General features: G+C 69.4%; 14 protein-coding genes. All 14 read left to right on the top strand.

Going from position 1 to position 18646, the window contains the following annotated elements; genetic code table 11:
• Complete coding sequence (gene pncA / locus VHAB30_RS24780) at positions 1-726, top strand: bifunctional nicotinamidase/pyrazinamidase (RefSeq protein ID WP_095949848.1); 726 nt, start codon at positions 1-3, stop codon at positions 724-726.
• A gap of 70 nt (positions 727-796) precedes the next feature.
• Positions 797-1957 (top strand): ABC transporter substrate-binding protein, encoded by a 1161-nt coding sequence (locus tag VHAB30_RS24775; protein ID WP_174250281.1) that lies wholly within the window; start codon positions 797-799, stop codon positions 1955-1957.
• The gene (locus tag VHAB30_RS24770; RefSeq protein ID WP_159278910.1) at positions 1935-2447 is read left to right on the top strand and encodes a (2Fe-2S)-binding protein; all 513 of its coding nucleotides are present in this window, start codon (positions 1935-1937) and stop codon (positions 2445-2447) included. Before VHAB30_RS24775 ends, VHAB30_RS24770 begins: the two co-directional genes overlap by 23 nt.
• Complete coding sequence (locus tag VHAB30_RS24765) at positions 2444-6175, top strand: molybdopterin cofactor-binding domain-containing protein (protein WP_159278909.1); 3732 nt, start codon at positions 2444-2446, stop codon at positions 6173-6175. The genes VHAB30_RS24770 and VHAB30_RS24765 overlap by 4 nt, the downstream gene beginning before the upstream one ends.
• Before the next feature lie 63 nt (positions 6176-6238).
• Positions 6239-7426, top strand: coding sequence for a fumarylacetoacetate hydrolase family protein (locus VHAB30_RS24760; protein WP_159278908.1), 1188 nt, complete (start codon positions 6239-6241; stop codon positions 7424-7426).
• A 140-nt stretch (positions 7427-7566) separates the two neighbouring features.
• The gene (gene tssA, locus VHAB30_RS24755; protein ID WP_159278907.1) at positions 7567-8652 is read left to right on the top strand and encodes a type VI secretion system protein TssA; all 1086 of its coding nucleotides are present in this window, start codon (positions 7567-7569) and stop codon (positions 8650-8652) included.
• A gap of 85 nt (positions 8653-8737) precedes the next feature.
• Positions 8738-9307: a type VI secretion system contractile sheath small subunit gene (gene tssB, locus VHAB30_RS24750; protein ID WP_062473966.1), complete on the top strand. Its 570-nt coding sequence runs from the start codon at positions 8738-8740 to the stop codon at positions 9305-9307.
• Positions 9304-10812, top strand: coding sequence for a type VI secretion system contractile sheath large subunit (gene tssC / locus VHAB30_RS24745; RefSeq protein WP_056583649.1), 1509 nt, complete (start codon positions 9304-9306; stop codon positions 10810-10812). Before tssB ends, tssC begins: the two co-directional genes overlap by 4 nt.
• Positions 10813-10863: 51 nt before the next feature.
• Positions 10864-11346: an Hcp family type VI secretion system effector gene (locus VHAB30_RS24740; RefSeq protein ID WP_062473964.1), complete on the top strand. Its 483-nt coding sequence runs from the start codon at positions 10864-10866 to the stop codon at positions 11344-11346.
• 140 nt (positions 11347-11486) lie between these two features.
• Positions 11487-12359 carry a type VI secretion system accessory protein TagJ gene (locus VHAB30_RS24735; protein WP_159278906.1) on the top strand — a complete coding sequence of 291 codons (873 nt, stop codon included), beginning with the start codon at positions 11487-11489 and terminating at the stop codon, positions 12357-12359.
• Positions 12356-12901, top strand: a complete 546-nt coding sequence (gene tssE, locus VHAB30_RS24730; protein WP_095949841.1) for a type VI secretion system baseplate subunit TssE — start codon at positions 12356-12358, stop codon at positions 12899-12901. Before VHAB30_RS24735 ends, tssE begins: the two co-directional genes overlap by 4 nt.
• Entirely contained in the window at positions 12901-14772 is a 1872-nt protein-coding gene (gene tssF, locus VHAB30_RS24725; RefSeq protein ID WP_159278905.1) for a type VI secretion system baseplate subunit TssF, read from the top strand. Before tssE ends, tssF begins: the two co-directional genes overlap by 1 nt.
• Positions 14769-15929, top strand: coding sequence for a type VI secretion system baseplate subunit TssG (tssG, locus tag VHAB30_RS24720; protein ID WP_390904032.1), 1161 nt, complete (start codon positions 14769-14771; stop codon positions 15927-15929). The genes tssF and tssG overlap by 4 nt, the downstream gene beginning before the upstream one ends.
• Positions 15926-18631 carry a type VI secretion system ATPase TssH gene (gene tssH, locus VHAB30_RS24715; RefSeq protein WP_159278904.1) on the top strand — a complete coding sequence of 902 codons (2706 nt, stop codon included), beginning with the start codon at positions 15926-15928 and terminating at the stop codon, positions 18629-18631. The genes tssG and tssH overlap by 4 nt, the downstream gene beginning before the upstream one ends.
• Positions 18632-18646 lie beyond the last annotated feature (15 nt).

Here is an 18646-nt window from a genome sequence, read left to right as displayed (position 1 = left end):
ATGCATCGCAGAACCGTCCTGAAGTCCGCCGCTGCCCTGGGGCTCGTCGGCAGCCTCGGCAGTTTCGGCCTCTCCGCTTTCGCGGCCGGCAAGATCAAGCCCGGTGGCAAGGCCGCGCTGATCGTGGTCGACGTGCAGAACTGCTTCCTCGACGGCGGCACGCTCGCGGTGAAGGGCGGCAACGAGGTGATCCCGGTCATCAACGCGCTGGCGCCCGCGTTCCAGAACATCGTCGTCACGCAGGACTGGCACACGGCGGGCCATGCCTCGTTCGCCAGCACCTACAGCGGCAAGAAGCCCTTCGAGACCACCAAGCTCAACTACGGCACGCAGGTGCTGTGGCCCGACCACTGCGTGCAGGGCACCGACGATGCCGCGCTCGGCAAGGAGCTGAAGGTGCCGACCGCGCAGCTCATCATCCGCAAGGGCTTCCACAAGGACATGGACAGCTACTCCGCCTTCGAGGAGGCCGACCACAAGACGGCCACCGGCCTGGCCGGCTACCTCAAGGCGCGCGGCATCAAGACCGTGTTCGTCACCGGCCTGGCCACCGACTTCTGCGTGGCCTGGACCGCGATGGACGCGCGCAAGGCCGGCTTCGAGGCCTACGTGATCGAAGACGCCACGCGCGGCATCGACCTCAACGGCTCGCTGGCCGCCGCCTGGAAGCAGATGACGGCCAAGGGCGTCAAGCGCATCCAGTCGGGCGACATCCAGGCCGGCTGACGACCCCGAAGTCCGCGGCGCCGCCGCGGCAACACCCCTCCGACGACAACAACAAAGAGACAGACGACGCATGAAGCTTTCGATTTCAAGGCGCACCCTGGTGGCGGGCGGCGCGGCCCTGGCCCTCGGCCCCGGCCTGCTGCGGCCGGCGCGCGCAGACAACGGCGTGACCGACACGACCATCCGCATCGGCCAGTCGGCCGTGTTCAGCGGCCCGGCGAAAGACTTCGGCGTCGACTATCGCGCGGGCATCCAGCTGTACTTCGACCGCGTCAACAAGTCGGGCGGCATCCACGGGCGCAAGATCGAACTCGTCACCTACGACGACGCCTACGAGCCCGCGAAGACGGCCGTCAACACCGCCAAGCTGATCGACGAGGACAAGGTCTTCGCGCTCACCGGCTACGTCGCCACGGGCAACCTCGCGGCCGCGATGCCGCTGGCCGAGAAGGCCGGCGTGCCGATGTTCGCGCCGCTGGTGGGCACCACGTCGTTCCGCACAAAAACCAACCGCTACCTGTTCCACGTGCGCGCGGGCTACGACCTGGAGCTGCGCAAGATCATCAGCCACCTCTCGACGCTGGGCATCCAGTCGATCGCCGTGGTCTACCAGGACAGCGCCTTCGGCAAGTCGAACCTCGCCACCTGCGAGCAGCTGGCCGCCGAGTACAAGGTGAAGGTGGTGCAGACGCTGCCCATGGCCATCGCCGCCGAAGAGGCGAAGCAGGTGATCGGCGGGCTCGCCGAAGGCCGCCCCGGCGCCGTCGTGATGATCATGGCCGGGCGCATGACCGAGGTCTTCATCCGCGACTACCGCGCGAGCGGCGCGGCCGCGCCGCTGTACACGCTGTCGGTCGGCATCACCGACGCGGCGGGTTCGGCCAAGCGGCTGGACGGCAAGCTCGCCGGGCTGGTCACGGCCAGCATCGTGCCGCCGCCCGGTGCGCAGCGCGTGCCCATCGTGGCCGACTACCAGCGCGACCGCGCCGAGTTCGGCCAGAAGATCGACAGCTACACCGCACTCGAGGGCTACATCGTCGCGCGCGTGATGGCCGAGGGCCTGCGCCGCGCGGGCAAGGCACTCACGCGCGACAGCTTCATCGCCGGGCTCGAGAGCATCGGCAGCACGCGCTTCGGCGACTTCCCCGTCGACTACAGCGCGAAGAACCACAACGGCTCGACCTTCGTGGACCTGGAGATGTACACCCGTGACGGCCAGTTGCGGCGCTGAGCCGCTGCACCTGCAGGTCAACGGCCGGGCCCACGCGCTCGCCGGCGTGCCGCGCGAAGCCTCGCTGCTGCACCTGCTGCGCAACGACCTCGGGCTCAACGGGCCCAAGTACGGCTGCGGGCTCGGGCAGTGCGGCGCGTGCACGGTGCACGTCGACGGCGTGGCCGCGCGGTCCTGCGTGATTCCGGCGCACGGCGTGGCGGGGCGCAGCATCACGACGCTCGAAGGGCTCGGCATGCGCGGGCGCTGGCATCCGGTGCAGGCCGCTTTTGAAGACGCGCAGGCTGCGCAGTGCGGCTACTGCCTGAGCGGCATGGTCATGCAGGCCGCGGCGCTGCTCGCGCGTGATCCGCACGCGAGTGAAGCGCGCATCCGCAGCGAGCTGTCGGGCAACCTGTGCCGTTGTGGCACGCACATCGAGATCCTCGACGCCGTGCAACGCGCCGCCGTGCGAATGCGCGCGGCCCCGCCGGACGCCACCGCCGCATGACGCGCCGCGCCGACCTGCCGCAGACTCGGGCGGAATTCCTGTCTGCCGACGGCGTGCTGCTGGTGGTGCGCGACGCCCCGCCGCCGCCACCGCCCGCCAAAGGCCAGCCCGCCTTCATCGCCAGCAACCCCGTCGAAGGCGACGAGGTGCTGCTCGCGCTGTGGGACGACGGCAGCGTCTCCGCGCTCAACGGCCACGTCGACCTGGGCACCGGCATCCAGACCGCGCTCGCGCAGATCGTGGCCGAAGAGCTCGACCTCGGCATGCCCTGCGTGCGCATGATGCTCGGCGACACCGCGCGCGCGCCCAATCAGGGCGCGACCATCGCGAGCGCGTCGATCCAGATCCACGCGCAGCCGCTGCGGCTGGCCGCGGCGCAGGCACGCGCCTGGCTGTTGGCGCGCACGGCCGAACGGCTGGGCGTGGCCGTCGATGCGCTGCAGGTGCGCAACGGCGTGGTGCGCGTGGCCGAGGCGCCGGAGCGCCACCTCAACTACGCGGACCTCGTGGCGCACCAGCGCACGGTGCTGCGGCTGGACCTCGACACGACACCCAAGAACCCGGCCGACTACCGCCTCGTCGGCACGCGCCAGGCGCGTGTCGACATCCCGGCCAAGCTCGCGGGCGACCTCGTGTTCGTGCACGACATGCGCGTGCCCGGCATGCTGCATGGCCGCGTGGTGCGCCCGCCGTACGCGGGCGCGGACCACGGCGAGTTCATCGGCAACACGCTCGAAGCGGTCGACGAATCGTCGATCGCGCACATCCCCGGCATCCGCGCCGTGGTCGTGGTGCGCGACTTCGTCGGCATCGTCGCCGAGCGCGAAGAGCACGCCGAGCAGGCGATGCGCGAACTGCGCGTGACCTGGAAGCCCTGGCCCGGCATGCCCGACCTGCGCGACGTGGCACAGGCCCTGCGCGACAACCCCTCGACGCAGCGCCTGCTGGTCGACGAAGGCGATGTCGACGGTGCCATGGCCGCCGCCGCGCAGCCGATGCAGCGCACGTATGTGTGGCCCTACCAGATGCATGCGTCCATCGGCCCCTCGTGCGCGCTGGCCGAGTGGCAACCCGCCGACGGCAGCGGCATGCAGCTGCGCTGCTGGGCCGGCTCGCAGAACCCGCACGGGCTGCGCGCCGATCTGGCCAAGCTCATGGGCGTGGACGACGTGCAGGTCGACGTGGTGCGCATGGAGGCCGCGGGCTGCTACGGCCGCAACGGCGCCGACGACGTGGCGGCCGATGCCGCGCTGCTCGCGCGCGCCGTGGGCGCCCCGGTGCGCGTGCAGCTCTCGCGCGAGCAGGAGCATGCGTGGGAGCCCAAGGGCGCCGCGCAGCTCATGGAGGTCGACGGCGGCCTCATGGCCGACGGCCGCGTCGCGGCCTACGACTTCGAAACCTCGTACCCCTCGAACGGCGCGCCCACGTTGGCGCTGCTGCTCACGCGCACGGTCGAGCCCGTGGCGCAGGCCTACGAGATGGGCGACCGCACCGCGCGCCCGCCGTACAGCTACGACAACCTGCGCGTGAAGGTCAACGACATGGCGCCGATCGTGCGCGCCTCGTGGCTGCGCGGCGTGTCGGCGTTGCCGAGTTCGTTCGCGCACGAGTCGTACATCGACGAGCTGGCGACGGCCGCCGGTGTCGACCCCGTGCAGTTCCGCCTGCGGCACCTGGACGACCCGCGCGCGGTCGAACTCGTGCAGGCCACCGCGCAGAAGGCCGGCTGGCGCATGCGCACCGGGCCGCAGGAGAACGCCGACGGCGGGCTCGGCGAAGGCGGCGACATCCTCTTTGGCCAGGGCTTCGCGTACGCGCGCTACATCCACAGCAAGTGGCCGGGCTTCGGCGCGGCCTGGGCCGCGTGGGTGGCCGATGTCGAGGTCAACCAGAAGACCGGCGAGGTGCATGTGCGCCGCGTGGTGGTGGGGCACGACGCGGGGCTGCTGGTCAACCCGGCGGGGGTCGAGCACCAGGTGCACGGCAACGTGATCCAGACCACGAGCCGCGCGCTCAAGGAGCAGGTGCAGTTCGCGCCGCAGCAGGGCGCTGCAACGGGCGGTGCGCAGTTGCCGGGCGTGCTGCCTTCGGGCGTGGTCGCGAGCCGCGAATGGGGCAGCTACCCGATCCTCAGTTTCCGCGACGTGCCGGTGATCGAGGTCATGCACATGCCGCGCCCCGGCGAGCCGTCGCTGGGCGCGGGCGAGTCGTCGTCGGTGCCGGGCACGGCGGCGATCGCGAATGCGATCTTCGATGCGACGGGCGTGCGCTTCCGCTCGCCACCGTTCACGCCGGAGACGGTGCTGGCGGAATTGAACCGTGGGTCGCTGCCACCGCCGCCGGGGCAGGGCGAGGGACGCGCGAAGGGCGATGCCGCCGGACCCTCTCCCGCACCTGCCTCAGGCGCAGGTGTGCGGGACGCCCTGTGGCCGCGTCGCAAGGGCCTGTGGGCCACCGGCGCCGCGCTCTTCATCGGCGGCCTCGGCGTCATCGCCGGCCTGCTCGGCTGGCGCGCGGCCATCGCGCCGGTGTCACTCAGCGCGCCGGTCTACAGCGAGTCCACCATCGAACGCGGCCGCGTGCTCGCCGCGCTCGGCGATTGCGCCGTGTGCCACACCGCGCCGGGCGGCGCACCCAACGCCGGTGGCCGTGCGATGGACACGCCCTTCGGCACGCTCTACACCACCAACCTCACGCCCGACGCCGAGACGGGCCTGGGCCGCTGGTCCTTCAGCGCCTTCCAGCGCGCGATGCGTGAAGGCGTCTCGCGCGACGGCCACCACCTGTACCCCGCGTTCCCCTACACCGCCTTCGCGAAGACCAGCGACGACGACCTGCAGGCGCTCTATGCGTACTTCATGGCGATGCCGGCGGTGCGTGCGCCAACGCCCAAGTCCGAACTCAAGTTCCCGTTCAACCTGCGCCCGCTGATGGCCGGCTGGAACGCGCTGTTCCACGACCCCGCGCCGCTTCCGCCCGTGCCCACGCAGAGCGCCGAGTGGAACCGCGGTGCCTACCTCGTCAACGGCCTGGGCCATTGCGGCGCCTGCCACACGCCGCGCAACGCGCTCGGCGCGGAGCAGGGCGGCAGCGCGTTCCTCTCGGGCGCGATGGTCGATGGCTGGGAAGCGCCCGCGCTCACGCAGCTGTCGAAGGCCGCCGTGCCGTGGGACACCGATGCGCTGTACCGCTACCTGCGCAACGGCCACTCGCCGCGCCACGGCATCGCGGGCGGGCCGATGGCCGAGGTGGTGCGCGAACTCGCGCAGGTGCCCGATGCCGACGTGCGCGCGATGGCCGTCTACCTCGGCGCGTTCAACCCCGCGCCGGTCGCGCAACCGCAGGCGCTCGCGCAACAGGCCATCGACAACGCCGCGCGCACGCAGGGCCAGCTGCTCGGCCCCGCGCAGCGCATGTTCGACAGCGCCTGCGCCTCGTGCCACCACGACGGCGACGGCCCCACGCTGCTGGGCGTGAACACGCCGCTCGCACTCAACAGCAGCCTCACGAGCACACGGCCCGACAACCTGCTGCGCACCATCCTCGACGGCGTGCGCGGGCCCGCGCACCGCGACATCGGCTTCATGCCCGCGTTCCGCGAGGCGCTCGACGACCGCCAGATCGCCGACCTCGCCGGCTACATGCGCGCACGCTTCGCGCCGCAGGAAGCGCCGTGGCCGAACCTGCCCGCCGACGTGGCGCGCGTGCGGGCCACGCCGGGCCACTGACCCGCGGCGCGCGCGGCCGCGGCTACGATGGCGCGCAGACCTTATTCACGGAGACACCCCACCATGCCTTTGGACCTTTCGACCGCTTCCAGCCTGCCCCGCGACGCCGAGCGCGCCACCCTTGTCGGTCGTCTCTGGCAACCCGGCGTGGGCCCGGTGCTGGTGGCCGTGCAAGGCGATGGCCTGCACGACCTGTCAAAGCTCGCGCCCACCATGAGCGACTTGCTCGAAGGCCAGGGCTCGCCGGCCGAAGCCGTGCGCGCTGCATTGCAGAGTGGCACCGCGCCACGCATCGCCGCACTCGATGCCGTGCTCGCCAACAGCGACGAAAGCACGCGCGACAGCCACCAGGCCTGGTTGCTCGCACCCTGCGACCTGCAGGTCGTGAAGGCCAGCGGCGTGACCTTCGTCGCGAGCCTGCTCGAACGCGTGATCGAAGAGCAGGCACGCGGCGATGCCTCGCGCGCCGAAGCCACGCGCGCGGCCATCGGCGATGTGCTGGGTGACAACCTCGCCGATATCGTGCCGGGCTCGCCCGAAGCCATGAAGGTGAAGGACGTGCTGATCGCGCAAGGCATGTGGTCGCAGTACCTCGAAGTGGGCATCGGCCCCGACGCCGAGGTCTTCACCAAGGCGCCGGTGCTCGCGGCCGTGGGCACGGGCGCCGACGTGGGCATCCACGCGGACTCGGCCTGGAACAACCCCGAGCCCGAGGTCGTGCTCGCGGTGAACAGCCGCGGCGAGACGCTCGGCGCCGCGCTCGGCAACGACGTCAACCTGCGCGACTTCGAAGGCCGCAGCGCACTGCTGCTGGGCAAGGCCAAGGACAACAACGCCTCGTGCGCCATCGGCCCGTTCATCCGTCTGTTCGATGCGCACTTCGGTATTGCCGATGTGCGCCGCATCACGGTCGCACTGAACGTGACAGGCCCCGAGGGCTTCACGCTCGAAGGCTCGAGCTCGCTGTCGAAGATCAGCCGCGATCCGCTCGACCTCGTGGCACAGACACTCAACCGCCACCACGCCTACCCAGACGGTTTCATGTTGTTTCTGGGCACGATGTTCGCGCCGACACAAGACCGTCACGGGCCGGGGCAAGGATTCACGCATGTCGTGGGCGACCATGTGCGCATCGCGGCCCCTGAATTGGGTGCGTTGAACAACCGCGTCGTGCATGCAGACCAGGCGCCACGGTGGTCTTTCGGCCTCGGTGCGTTGATGCGCAACCTCGCGTCGCGTCGGCTGCTGTAGCCCGTACTTCTGCACTTTAAAAGCAGATGTACTCCTTTGGAATTCAGAGGCTGCACTTTGCATTCTGTTGCGGTTGACCATGCCTCTTCTTACCCTCAAGATGACTACCATCGCGAGTGGATAAATCAAGGGAGTCGTGGTTGCTGCCGAATGAGATCGATCTGTTGCAGACGCCCGTCGAGGGCCCGCTTCCCTGTGGTGAAGATCTGGAATACGACGCCGATTTCATGGCGCTCCAACAGGCGGCCACGGGCAAGCGCGAGCAGCAGTTCGGCGACACGATCATTCCCGCCGAGCCGCCCGACTGGGCGCGTGTAGACCGCATCGCACGACAGCTGTGCGTGCGCACGCGCGACCTGCGCGTGCTGGTGCCGCTCACGCTCGCATGGACCGAAAGCCGCGGCCTGCCGGGCTATGTCGACGGGCTGCGCCAGGTCGATGCGGTGCTGCAGGCTTTCTGGAACGACGTGCATCCGCGCGTCGTCGATGGCACGAACGAAGACCCGCTGCCGCGCATGAATGCGCTGGCTGCACTGGCCGAAGCCGAAGGGCTCGGACGCAGCGTGCGCGATGCGCGGCTGCTCGAAGACGGCGGCACGGCGATGAGCCTGCGGCAGGTCGAGGCGCTGCTCGATTCGAGCAAGAGCGACCAGGTGGACTACCCCGGCGGCGTGGGCCGCCTGCGCGAGGCCGCACGCCGCGCACACGACAAGGCGGCAGCGCCGGTCGTGGCCCTGCGTGAGGCTTTGGCACTTCTGCAGCGCATCCGAGAGACCTGCGAGCGCGCGCTGGGCCAGAGTTGGGCGCCCGATTTTTCAAGGCTCGAACGGTCGCTGCGCACCGTGGGCCAGTTGCTGCCGGAGCAGCCGCACAGCGAGGTGCCGCAGGCGTCGGCAGTGGGCCGTGCAGAAGACACAAGCGGTGCGGCGCACGTGCACGCACCCGCAGCGCACGTTGCAGCGGCCACGCAGGCTGCAGTGCGTCCGCTGCGCATTCAAGAGATTGAAATATCGGCTCGTGAAGATGTGCAAGTGTTGTTGGAAAAAGCATGTGAGTTCCTGGAACGAACGGAACCGAGCCATCCGGCACCCATGCTGATCCGCAGGGCCCAGCGGCTGATGGACCTCAACTTCTTCCAGATCATCGAAGAGCTCGTGCCCGAGGGATTGCAAAAGATAGAAAGCCTTGCCGGCCGCCCGTTGAACGGCGACGCCGCATTGCCCTAGCGGCCGTTGCTGCCGGCGAGCAGGAACAACGCGCCGGCACCGGTCGACCGGTACGACCCATGCATTCAGTTTCAAGAGGACGCTTATGGCAGACAACCGTGTCAGGAACAGTGGTCAGAAGTTCATCGCGCGCAACCGGGCGCCGCGCGTGCAGATCGAGTACGACGTCGAGATCTACGGCAGCGAACGCAAGATCCAGCTGCCTTTCGTGATGGGCGTCATCGCCGACCTCGCGGGCAAGCAGACCGACCCCATGCCCGATCTCGCGGAGCGCGAGTTCATGGCGGTGGACATCGACAACTTCGACGAGCGCATGAAGTCCATCAAGCCGCGCGTCGCGTTCCAGGTGCCCAACACGCTCACCGGCGAAGGCCAGATGAACGTGGACATCACCTTCGACAGCATGGACGACTTCTCGCCCGCGCGCATTGCGCGCCAGGTCGACGCGCTGCAGCAGCTGCTCGAGGCGCGCACCGAGCTGTCGAACCTGCTCTCGTACATGGACGGCAAGAACGGCGCCGAGCAACTCATCGCGCAGGCGCTGCAGAACCCGGCGCTGCTCAAGTCGCTGGCGTCCGCGCCCAACCCCGCGGTCGCGCAGGCGGCCGCCGATGCCGCAGCAGCCAAGCAAGCCGACGACAGGACCGCACCATGAGCACCGCATCCCAGCAAGGCGCACGCGCCCGCACCGCCACCGTCGAAGCGCTCGAGCCCAACGAGTTCTCCGACCTCCTGCAGCGCGAGTTCAAGCCCAAGACCGAGCAGGCGCGCGAGGCGGTGGAGAACGCCGTCAAGACGCTGGCCGTGCAGGCGCTCGAGAACACCGTCACCATCTCGAACGACGCCTACCGCAGCGTGCAGGCCATCATCACGGAGATCGACCGCAAGCTGTCGGAGCAGATCAACCAGATCCTGCACCACGAAGATTTTCAACAGCTCGAAGGTGCATGGCGCGGCCTGCACTACCTCGTGAACAACACCGAGACCGACGAGCAGCTGAAGATCCGCGTCATGTGCGCATCGAAGCGCGAAGTGGCGCGCTCGCTCAAGCGCCACAAGGGCATCGGCTGGGACCAGAGCCCGATGTTCAAGAAGATCTACGAGGCCGAGTACGGCCAGTTCGGCGGCGAGCCCTTCGGTGCGCTGATCGGCGACTTCCACTTCGACCACAGCCCGCCCGACGTCGAGATGCTCGGCGAGATGGCCAAGATCGCCGCCGCCGCGCACTGCCCCTTCATCGCCGGCGCCTCGCCCACCGTGATGCAGATGGACTCGTGGCAGGAGCTGTCGAACCCGCGCGACCTGACCAAGATCTTCCAGAACACCGAACACACCGCGTGGCGCTCGCTGCGCGATTCGGAAGACGCGCGCTACATCGGCCTGGCCATGCCGCGCTTCCTGGCGCGCCTGCCCTACGGTGCGCGCACCAACCCGGTCGACGAGTTCGAGTTCGAGGAAGAAACCGATTCGGCGCTGCACACGCGCTACACCTGGGCCAACTCGGCCTATGCGATGGGCGTGAACATCAACCGCTCGTTCAAGCAGTTCGGCTGGTGCACCTCGATCCGCGGTGTGGAGTCGGGCGGTGCGGTCGAGAACCTGCCCACCCACACCTTCCCGACCGACGACGGCGGCGTGGACATGAAGTGCCCGACCGAGATCGCCATCAGCGACCGGCGCGAGGCCGAGCTCGCCAAGAACGGCTTCATGCCGCTGGTGCACCGCAAGAACTCCGACTTCGCGGCCTTCATCGGCGCGCAGTCGCTGCAGCAGCCGGCCGAGTACTACGACGCCGACGCCACGGCCAACGCCAACCTGGCGGCGCGCCTGCCGTACCTGTTTGCGTGCTGCCGCTTCGCGCACTACCTGAAGTGCATCGTGCGCGACAAGATCGGCTCGTTCCGCGAGCGCGAGGACATGGAGCGCTGGCTCAACGACTGGATCATGAACTACGTCGACGGCAGCCCCGGCACCTCGTCGCAGGACACGAAGGCGATGAAGCCGCTGGCGGCGGCCGAGGTCCAGGTGGAAGCCATCGAGGACAACCCCGGCTACTACGCCGCCAAGTTTTTTCTCCGGCCGCACTACCAGCTCGAGGGGCTGACGGTGTCGTTGCGGCTGGTTTCGAAGCTGCCGTCCAACAAGAAGGACAGCAGCTAATTCCACTGTCCCGCTACCGGGCAATTCATCGATAACTTTTGGGGGTCAATCATGGCAGTAGACATGTTCATGCGCGTCGAGGGTGCAAACGGCGAGTCCAAGGACTCCAACCACAAGGACTGGACCGACATCAAGTCGTTTGCATGGGGAGCGACGCAGCCTGGCAACATGGTCAGCGGCGGTGGCGGCGGCGTGGGCAAGGCCAGCTTCAACGACCTGCAGGTGCTCGCGCGCATCGACAAGGCCGCGCCTTCCGTGCTGAAGAACTGCGCGAGCGGCAAGCACCTGAGCAAGGTCGAAGTGGCCGTGTGCAAGGCCGGCGGCTCGCAGATCGAATACACGCGCGTCACGCTCGAAGAGGTGCTCGTCACCTCGGTGCAGTACACGGCCGAGCAGGGCGGCGATGCGGTGCTCGTGCAGTACGCCTTCCAGGCCGCGAAGGTGAAACAGCAGTACTGGGAACAGACCGACAAGGGCGGCAAGGGCGCCGAGACGGTGCTGGGCTGGAACATCAAGGAAAACAAGGAAGCCTGATTTCCTTGTTGCGCGGCGGGGCCGTGGCCTTCGGGGCCATGCAGCCCCCGCCGGCGGTCCACAGCCGTTTGTCTGTCTCCTGCGGCGCCCCTTCGCGGCGCGCCGCCTTTCACCTTTCAGCCAGTCAACGGGGAAGTTTCATGGGCGATGGGTTTGCAGTGCTGGGCGAGCGCTCCGTGGCCGAGCACACCGAATGGGTACAGCGGCAGATCCGCGCCAGTCCCCAGAATGCCGGCCTGCGCCTTGCCCTGTGCCACTTCCTCGCGCTGCGCGGCGAATGGCAGCGGGCCGAAGACCAGCTCAAGCTCGCGACCAAGCTCGACCCCAGGTTCACGCCGGCCAGCGTCACCTGCGCGATGGCCCTGCGAGGCGAGCGCGAGCGCAGCGACTTCTGGGCCGGCGGCGGACGCACGCCGGCCATCGTCTCGGGCAATGCCGACTGGGTCGAGCAACTGCTCGGCGCCGCCGTGTTGCCCGCTGAACGTGCCGACGAGGCTGCGGCGCTGCGCGAAGCCGCGCGCGATGCGGCGCCCGCGCTGCAGGGCACGCTGACCACCGTCGACCGCTCCGATGCGCGGGCCGTGCAGGCGCTCGACGGCGAGCCCGCGGCACACAGCAACTTCGCCTGGCTGTGCGACGGCGACGCGCGCATCGGCGCCGTGCTCGAACTGTTCACGCCCTCGGGCTACGCGTGGCTGCCGCTGCCGGCGGTGCGCCGCATCAAGTTCTCGCGCCCGCAGCATCTGGTCGACCTGCTGTGGGCGCCGGCCGAGATCGAGCTGCACGACGGCCGCGGCCTCAACGGCCTCGTGCCCGTGCGCTACCCGGGCGCGCTCGACAGCCTGGACGACGAGACCGCGCTGGGCCGCCGCACCGACTGGCAACCGCTCTCGGGCGACGACCAGTTCGCGGGCATCGGCCAGCGCACGCTGATCAGCGAGGCCGGCGACCACTCGCTGCTCGACCTGCGGCGCATCGAGTTCGCCGCAGCGACGGAAGGCGTGGCTGCATGACCCCCGCCGTCACCACCGACATCGACGGCGACGCCCAGGAAAGCGTCGCGCGCGACCGCCTGCAGCCCGTGCTGCTGGACCGCCTCACCGACAAGGCGCCGCAGAACGGCCAGGAGCGCGCGGGCGCCTTCCTCATGAGCGGAAAGCTGCTGCGCGATTCGGTGCTGCGCGACCTGCAGTGGCTGCTCAACACCACCAACTTCGGCGCCGAGCACCGCATCAACGGCATGCCGCGCGCGCGCGGCTCGGTGGTGAACTACGGCGTGCGCGGCTGGGCCGGCGGGCGCATGTCGGAGGTCGACTTCGCCGACGTCGAAGCGGCCATCCGCGCGGCCATCATCGACTTCGAGCCGCGCATCATGAAGGACAGCATCGACGTGCGCTGCGTGACCGATGCGACCGACCTGGAGCACCACAACCTGCTCGCGCTGGAGATCCGCGGCACGCTGTGGTCGGTGCCGTATCCCATCGAGTTCATCCTGCGTTCGGAGCTGGATCTTGAAAGCGGGCACATGGTGCTGCGGCCGACGGGAGGGCTCTGATGGATTCGCGGCTGCTCGACTACTACAACCGCGAACTCACCTACATGCACGAGCTCGGGGCCGAGTTCGCGCAGCGCTACCCCAAGATCGCGGGCCGCCTGGGCATGCGCGGCATCGAGGTCAGCGACCCGTACGTGGAGCGCCTGCTCGAAGGCTTCAGCTTTCTCACGGCGCGCATCCAGCTCAAGATGGACGCGGAGTTTCCGCGCTTCTCGCAGCGCTTGCTCGAGGTGGTGTACCCCAACTTTCTTGCACCGCTGCCCGCGATGGCCGTGGTGCAGATCGACGGCAACCTCAACGAAGGCTCGCTGAAGGCGGGCTACGAGCTGCCGCGCCACACGCTCTTGCGCGGCCGCATGATCAAGGGCGAGCAGACGGCCTGCGAGTTCCGCACGGGGCACGCCGTCACGCTGTGGCCGATCAGGATTGCCGAGGCGAGCCTCGGCCCGGTGCCGGCCGAGATCGCGCATGCGCTGCCGATGGCGGGGCGCCAGGCGAAGAGCGCGATCACCATCAAGCTCGAGGCGGTGGGCGGCGCGCGCTTTGCCGAGATGCCTCTGGATCGGCTCGAGTTCTTTCTCTCGGGCGCCGAGCTGCATGCGCTGCGCGTGCTCGAACTGGTGGCCCACCACAGCGTGGCCACCGTGTGCCGTGCCGGCCCCGGCAGCACGGCGCGCATCGTGCCGCTGGGCGACGAGGCGATCCGCCACGAGGGCTTCGACCCCGAGCAGTCGCTGCTGCCCTACGACGCGCGCTCGTTCCAGGGCTACCGCCTGCTGCACGAGTACTTCGCCTTTCCCGAGCGCTACCTCTTCTTCAGCGTGAAGCACCTGCGCGCGGCGGCCTCGGCCATCGGCGGCACCACGATGGAGATCGTGATCCTGCTCGATCGCGCCGACGCCGACCTGGAGCGGCTGGTCGATGCCAGGCACTTCTCGCTGTTCTGCACGCCCATCATCAACCTCGTGCCGCGCCGCAGCGACCGCATCCCGGTCGGACCCGGCCAGCACGAGCACCATGCGGTGATCGACCGCACGCGCCCGCGCGACTTCGAGATCTTCACCGTCGAGCGCGTCACGGGCCACATGGCCAACGGCTCCGAAGAGCGCGAGTTCCGGCCCTTCCTGGGCTCGTTCGCGTCCGACGACGGCGACTTCGGCGCCTACTTCTCGCTGCGCCGCGAGCCGCGCCTGGTGTCCGACCGCGCACGCGCGCAGGGCACGCGCACCAGCTACACCGGCAGCGAGGTGTACGTGTCGCTGGTCGACCAGCACGACGCGCCGTTTCCGCACAGCCTGCGCCACATCACCATCGACGCGCTGTGCACCAACCGCGACCTGCCGTTGCTGCTGCCCACCGGGCTCGAATCGGACTTCACGCTGCGCGTGTCGGCACCGGTGCGCGGCGTGCGCATCCTGCGCGGGCCGTCGCGGCCGTACCCGGCGCTGGCCGAAGGCGCGCTCACCTGGCGCCTCATCAGCCACCTGGGCCTGAACTACCTGAGCCTGACCGACGTCGATGCCGCGCAGGGCGCCGCCGCGCTGCGCGAGATGCTCGACCTGTACGGCAACCTCGCCGACCCGGCCGTGCGCCGGCAGATCCAGGGCGTGCGCTCGATGGCGCTGGCGCCCGTGTTCCGTCGCCTGCCCGAGCCGGGGCCGATCGTGTTCGGGCGCGGCGTGGAGATCGCGCTGCAGATCGACGAGGTCGCGTTCTCTGGCGCGAGCCCGTACCTGTTCGGTGCCGTGCTGGAACAGTTCTTCAGCCGACATGTGTCGCTCAACGCCTTCACCGAGTTCGCGCTGTCCAGCCTGCAGCGCGGCGAAATTGCGCGCTGGACCCCGCGCGTGGGACGCCGCCCCACCGTATGAGCACGACCGGCCTCACCGACGACGCCATGCTGCAGCTGCTGCCGGCAGAGGCCGAGCCGCGCGACGAGGCGGCCGTCGATGCGCGCAGCCCGGCGCACGCGAAGGCGAAAGCCGCGCCGCGCCGCGGCGTGCCCGAGGCCGACCCCGCGCTGTGGGCCCGGCTCGTCGAGCAGCCCTTCGAGCACGACCTGTTCATGCTGCTGCGCCGGCTCGACGCGCAGGGCGACCATCCGCTGCTGGGCCGCGCGCCGCGCCCGCGCGACGAGCCGCTGCGGCTGGGGCAGGAGCCCTCGATGGCCTTCGCGCCGTCGAACGTGTCGGGCGTCGAGGTCGACCAAGACGGCGCGCCGCGCATCTCGATCTACGGCTTCGGCCTGTTCGGTCCCAACGGCCCGCTGCCGCTGCACCTGACCGAGTACGCGCGCGAGCGCAAGCGCCACCACGCCGACAACACGCTCAGCGCGTTCGCCGACCTGTTCCATCACCGGCTGATCCTGCTGTTCTACCGCGCCTGGGCCGACGCGCAGTCGGTCAACAGCCTGGACCGCCCCGACGGCCACCGCTTCGTCGACTACGTGGCCAGCCTCATGAACATGGGGCAGCCCGGCCTGAAGGCGCGCGACCGCATCGCCGACCATGCGCGCACCCACATGGCGGGGCACCTGGTGCGCCAGACGCGCAACCCCGAAGGGCTCATCCAGATTCTTCGCCTGTACTTCGACGTGCCCGTGCGCGTGGTCGAGTTCGTGAGTGACTGGGTGCACATCGACGAGCGCCAGGTCAGCCGCATCGGCCAGCTCGGGCGCAACCACCGGCTCGGCAGCGGCGCCACCATCGGCCTGGCGGTGCGCGATGCGCAGGGCAAGTTCAGGCTCGAACTCGGCCCGTTGTCGCAGCAGCAATTCCGCGAGTTCCTGCCGGGCAGCCCGCGGCTGCAGCAGGTGGTCGACTGGGTGCGCCAGTACGTCGGCATCGAATTCGCCTGGGAGCTGCGGCTGGTGCTCAGCAAGCCCGAGGCGCGCGGCATGCGGCTGAGCAGCGACCAGCGCCTGGGCTGGGGCAGTTGGCTCGGCACCCGCCTGTCCGACACCGACGCCGGCGACATGGTGTTCCAGCCCGAGGCGCTCTTTTCCCGCAACGCACCGGCTTCCTCATGACCGACATCCGCCGCGTCTCTCTTTTTTCGAAACTGAATCCGATGCTCTACAAGGCATTGGAGACCGCCACCGCTTTTGCCAAGCTGCGCGGCAATGCCTACGTGGAGCTCGTGCACTGGCTGCACCAGATCCTGCAGCTGCAGGACAGCGACCTGCTGCGCATCATCAAGCGCGCGGGGCTCAACCTCGACGCGGTCGAGCAGGACCTCGTGCGCGCGCTCGACCGGCTGCCGCACGGCGCCACGTCGATCAGCGACATCTCCGAGCACGTCGACCATGCGGTGGAGCGCGCGTGGGTCTATGCAAGTCTGCGCTTCGAAGCCACGTCGATTCGCGGCGCCTACCTGCTCGCCGGCATCGTGAAGACGCCGGGCCTGCGCCAGGTGCTCTCGGGCATCTCGCGCGAGTTCGACAAGCTCGTGCCCGACGTGCTGGTCGCGCAGCTTGCGGCATGGACCGAAGGCTCGCCGGAAGACGACTTCGACGCCGCGTCGGAGGCGGGCACGGGCGCACCCGTTGCGCAGCACCAGGGTGACGCGCCCGCCGCCGGCGGCTCGGCGCTCGCCAAGTACGCGAGCGACCTCACGGCCAAGGCGCGCGCCGGCGAGCTCGACCCCGTGTACGGCCGCGACGACGAGATCCGCCAGATCGTCGACATCCTCATGCGCCGCCGCCAGAACAACCCGCTGCTCACCGGCGAGGCCGGCGTCGGCAAGACGGCGGTGGTCGAAGGCCTGGCCTCGCGCCTGGCCGCGGGCGACGTGCCGCCGTCGCTGAAGGACGTGTCGCTGTGGGTGCTCGACCCCACGTTGCTGCAGGCCGGCGCGGGCGTGAAGGGCGAGTTCGAACAGCGCTTGCGGCAGGTGATCGACGAGGTTGAGAAAAGCCCGAAGCCCATCGTGCTGTTCGTCGACGAGGTGCACACGCTGGTCGGCGCGGGCGGCACGGCTGGCACCGGCGACGCGGCCAACCTGCTCAAGCCTGCGCTCGCGCGCGGCCGGCTGCGCACCATCGGTGCCACGACGTGGTCGGAGTACAAGAAGTACATCGAGAAAGACCCGGCGCTCACGCGGCGCTTCCAGACCATCCAGGTGCACGAGCCCACCGAGCCCAAGGCCGTGGTCATGCTGCGCGGCATCTCGGCCGAGCTGGAGAAGCACCACGGCGTGCTCATCCTCGACGCCGCGCTCGAAGCGGCCGTGAGCCTGTCGCACCGCTACATTCCCGCGCGCCAGCTGCCCGACAAGGCCGTGAGCCTGCTCGACACCGCGTGTGCGCGCGTGGCGCTGAGCCAGCATGCGCTGCCTGCGGCGCTCGAAGATTTGAAGCGGCGCATCGAGGTGCTGGGCATCGAGTCCGGCATCGCGGGGCGCGAGGCGGCGATCGGGGTCGGCGAGCACCAGCGCGTCGAAGACATCGCGGCGCAGGTGGCTGCCGCGCAGGCTGAACTTGAACTGCTGGAGCAGCGGCGCGTGGAAGAGGCGGCGCTGGTCGAGCGCATCGTTGCGCTGCGCAAGCTGCTGTCGCCTGCGGCGGTGCCGGTGCAATCTGAAGCGGAAGATGACCGCGAAGAAGAACCGCCGGCCGAGCCCGAGCGAACACCCGAAGCCATCCGCGCCGAACTCAACGAAGCGCAAGACCAGCTCGTGAAGCTGCAAGGCGAGACACCGCTCATCCTCGCGGCGGTGGATGCGCAGGCCGTCGCCACCGTGGTCGCCGACTGGACCGGCATCCCCATCGGCCGCATGGTGCGCGACGACGCGCAGTCGGTGCTGCGCCTGGGCGAGATCCTGTCGGCCCGCGTGGTCGCGCAGCCCGATGCACTGGAGACCATTTCGCGCCGCATCCGCACCGCGCGTGCGCGGCTGGACAACCCCAACAAGCCCGTCGGCGTGTTCCTGCTGTGCGGCCCCTCGGGCGTGGGCAAGACCGAGACCGCGCTCGCGCTGTCGGAGGCGCTGTACGGCGGCGAGCAGAACCTCGTCACCATCAACATGAGCGAGTTCCAGGAGTCGCACACCGTCTCCACGCTCAAGGGCGCGCCGCCCGGCTATGTGGGTTATGGCGAAGGCGGTGTGCTCACCGAGGCCGTGCGCCGCCGGCCCTACAGCGTGGTGCTGCTCGACGAGATCGAGAAGGCGCACCCCGACGTGCACGAGATCTTCTTCCAGGTCTTCGACAAGGGCTGGATGGAAGACGGCGAAGGCCGCCACATCGACTTTCGCAACACCGTGATCATCATGACGTCGAACGTCGGCACCGACCTCGTCATGCAGCTGTGCGAAGACCCGACGTTGCGCCCCGACCCCGAGCCGCTGGCCGCCGCGCTGCGCGAGCCGCTGCTCAAGGTGTTCGCGCCCGCGCTGCTCGGGCGCCTGGTGGTCGTGCCTTACTACCCGCTGCAGGCCGATGCGCTGCACCGGATCATTCGCCTGCAGCTGGACCGCATCGCGGCGCGCCTGCAGGCCAACCACGGCATTGCATTGGCTTACAACGACAGCGCCGTCGCGCTTGTCGCACGCCGCTGCACGGCCATAGAGTCGGGTGGCCGGATGATCGACGCGATCCTCACGCACACCATCCTGCCCCGGCTGAGCGAGGAAGTCATCGGCGCCACCGTCAGTGCGCGCAAGCTCGCCGGCGTGCAGCTGGGCGCGGCGGGCGACGACTTCCAGTACGAGTTTTCAGAACGCCCCGCGTAGACCCAAGGGAGAGCC

Source organism: Variovorax boronicumulans (assembly GCF_009811375.1).
Lineage (GTDB): Bacteria > Pseudomonadota > Gammaproteobacteria > Burkholderiales > Burkholderiaceae_C > Variovorax > Variovorax boronicumulans.
The sequence above is the reverse complement of the archived record's forward strand: the minus strand, read 5'-3'. Positions and strand labels throughout refer to the sequence as shown.

Bases quoted from the DNA above. Each gene is read 5' to 3' on its own strand.
- tssF (WP_159278905.1), top strand. From the start codon at position 12,901: ATGGATTCGCGGCTGCTCGACTACTACAACCGCGAACTCACCTACATG.
- VHAB30_RS24735 (WP_159278906.1), top strand. From the start codon at position 11,487: ATGGGCGATGGGTTTGCAGTGCTGGGCGAGCGCTCCGTGGCCGAGCAC.
- tssH (WP_159278904.1), top strand. From the start codon at position 15,926: ATGACCGACATCCGCCGCGTCTCTCTTTTTTCGAAACTGAATCCGATG.
- tssB (WP_062473966.1), top strand. From the start codon at position 8,738: ATGGCAGACAACCGTGTCAGGAACAGTGGTCAGAAGTTCATCGCGCGC.
- VHAB30_RS24760 (WP_159278908.1), top strand. From the start codon at position 6,239: ATGCCTTTGGACCTTTCGACCGCTTCCAGCCTGCCCCGCGACGCCGAG.
- pncA (WP_095949848.1), top strand. From the start codon at position 1: ATGCATCGCAGAACCGTCCTGAAGTCCGCCGCTGCCCTGGGGCTCGTC.
- VHAB30_RS24765 (WP_159278909.1), top strand. From the start codon at position 2,444: ATGACGCGCCGCGCCGACCTGCCGCAGACTCGGGCGGAATTCCTGTCT.
- tssC (WP_056583649.1), top strand. From the start codon at position 9,304: ATGAGCACCGCATCCCAGCAAGGCGCACGCGCCCGCACCGCCACCGTC.
- VHAB30_RS24775 (WP_174250281.1), top strand. From the start codon at position 797: ATGAAGCTTTCGATTTCAAGGCGCACCCTGGTGGCGGGCGGCGCGGCC.
- tssE (WP_095949841.1), top strand. From the start codon at position 12,356: ATGACCCCCGCCGTCACCACCGACATCGACGGCGACGCCCAGGAAAGC.
- tssG (WP_390904032.1), top strand. From the start codon at position 14,769: ATGAGCACGACCGGCCTCACCGACGACGCCATGCTGCAGCTGCTGCCG.
- VHAB30_RS24740 (WP_062473964.1), top strand. From the start codon at position 10,864: ATGGCAGTAGACATGTTCATGCGCGTCGAGGGTGCAAACGGCGAGTCC.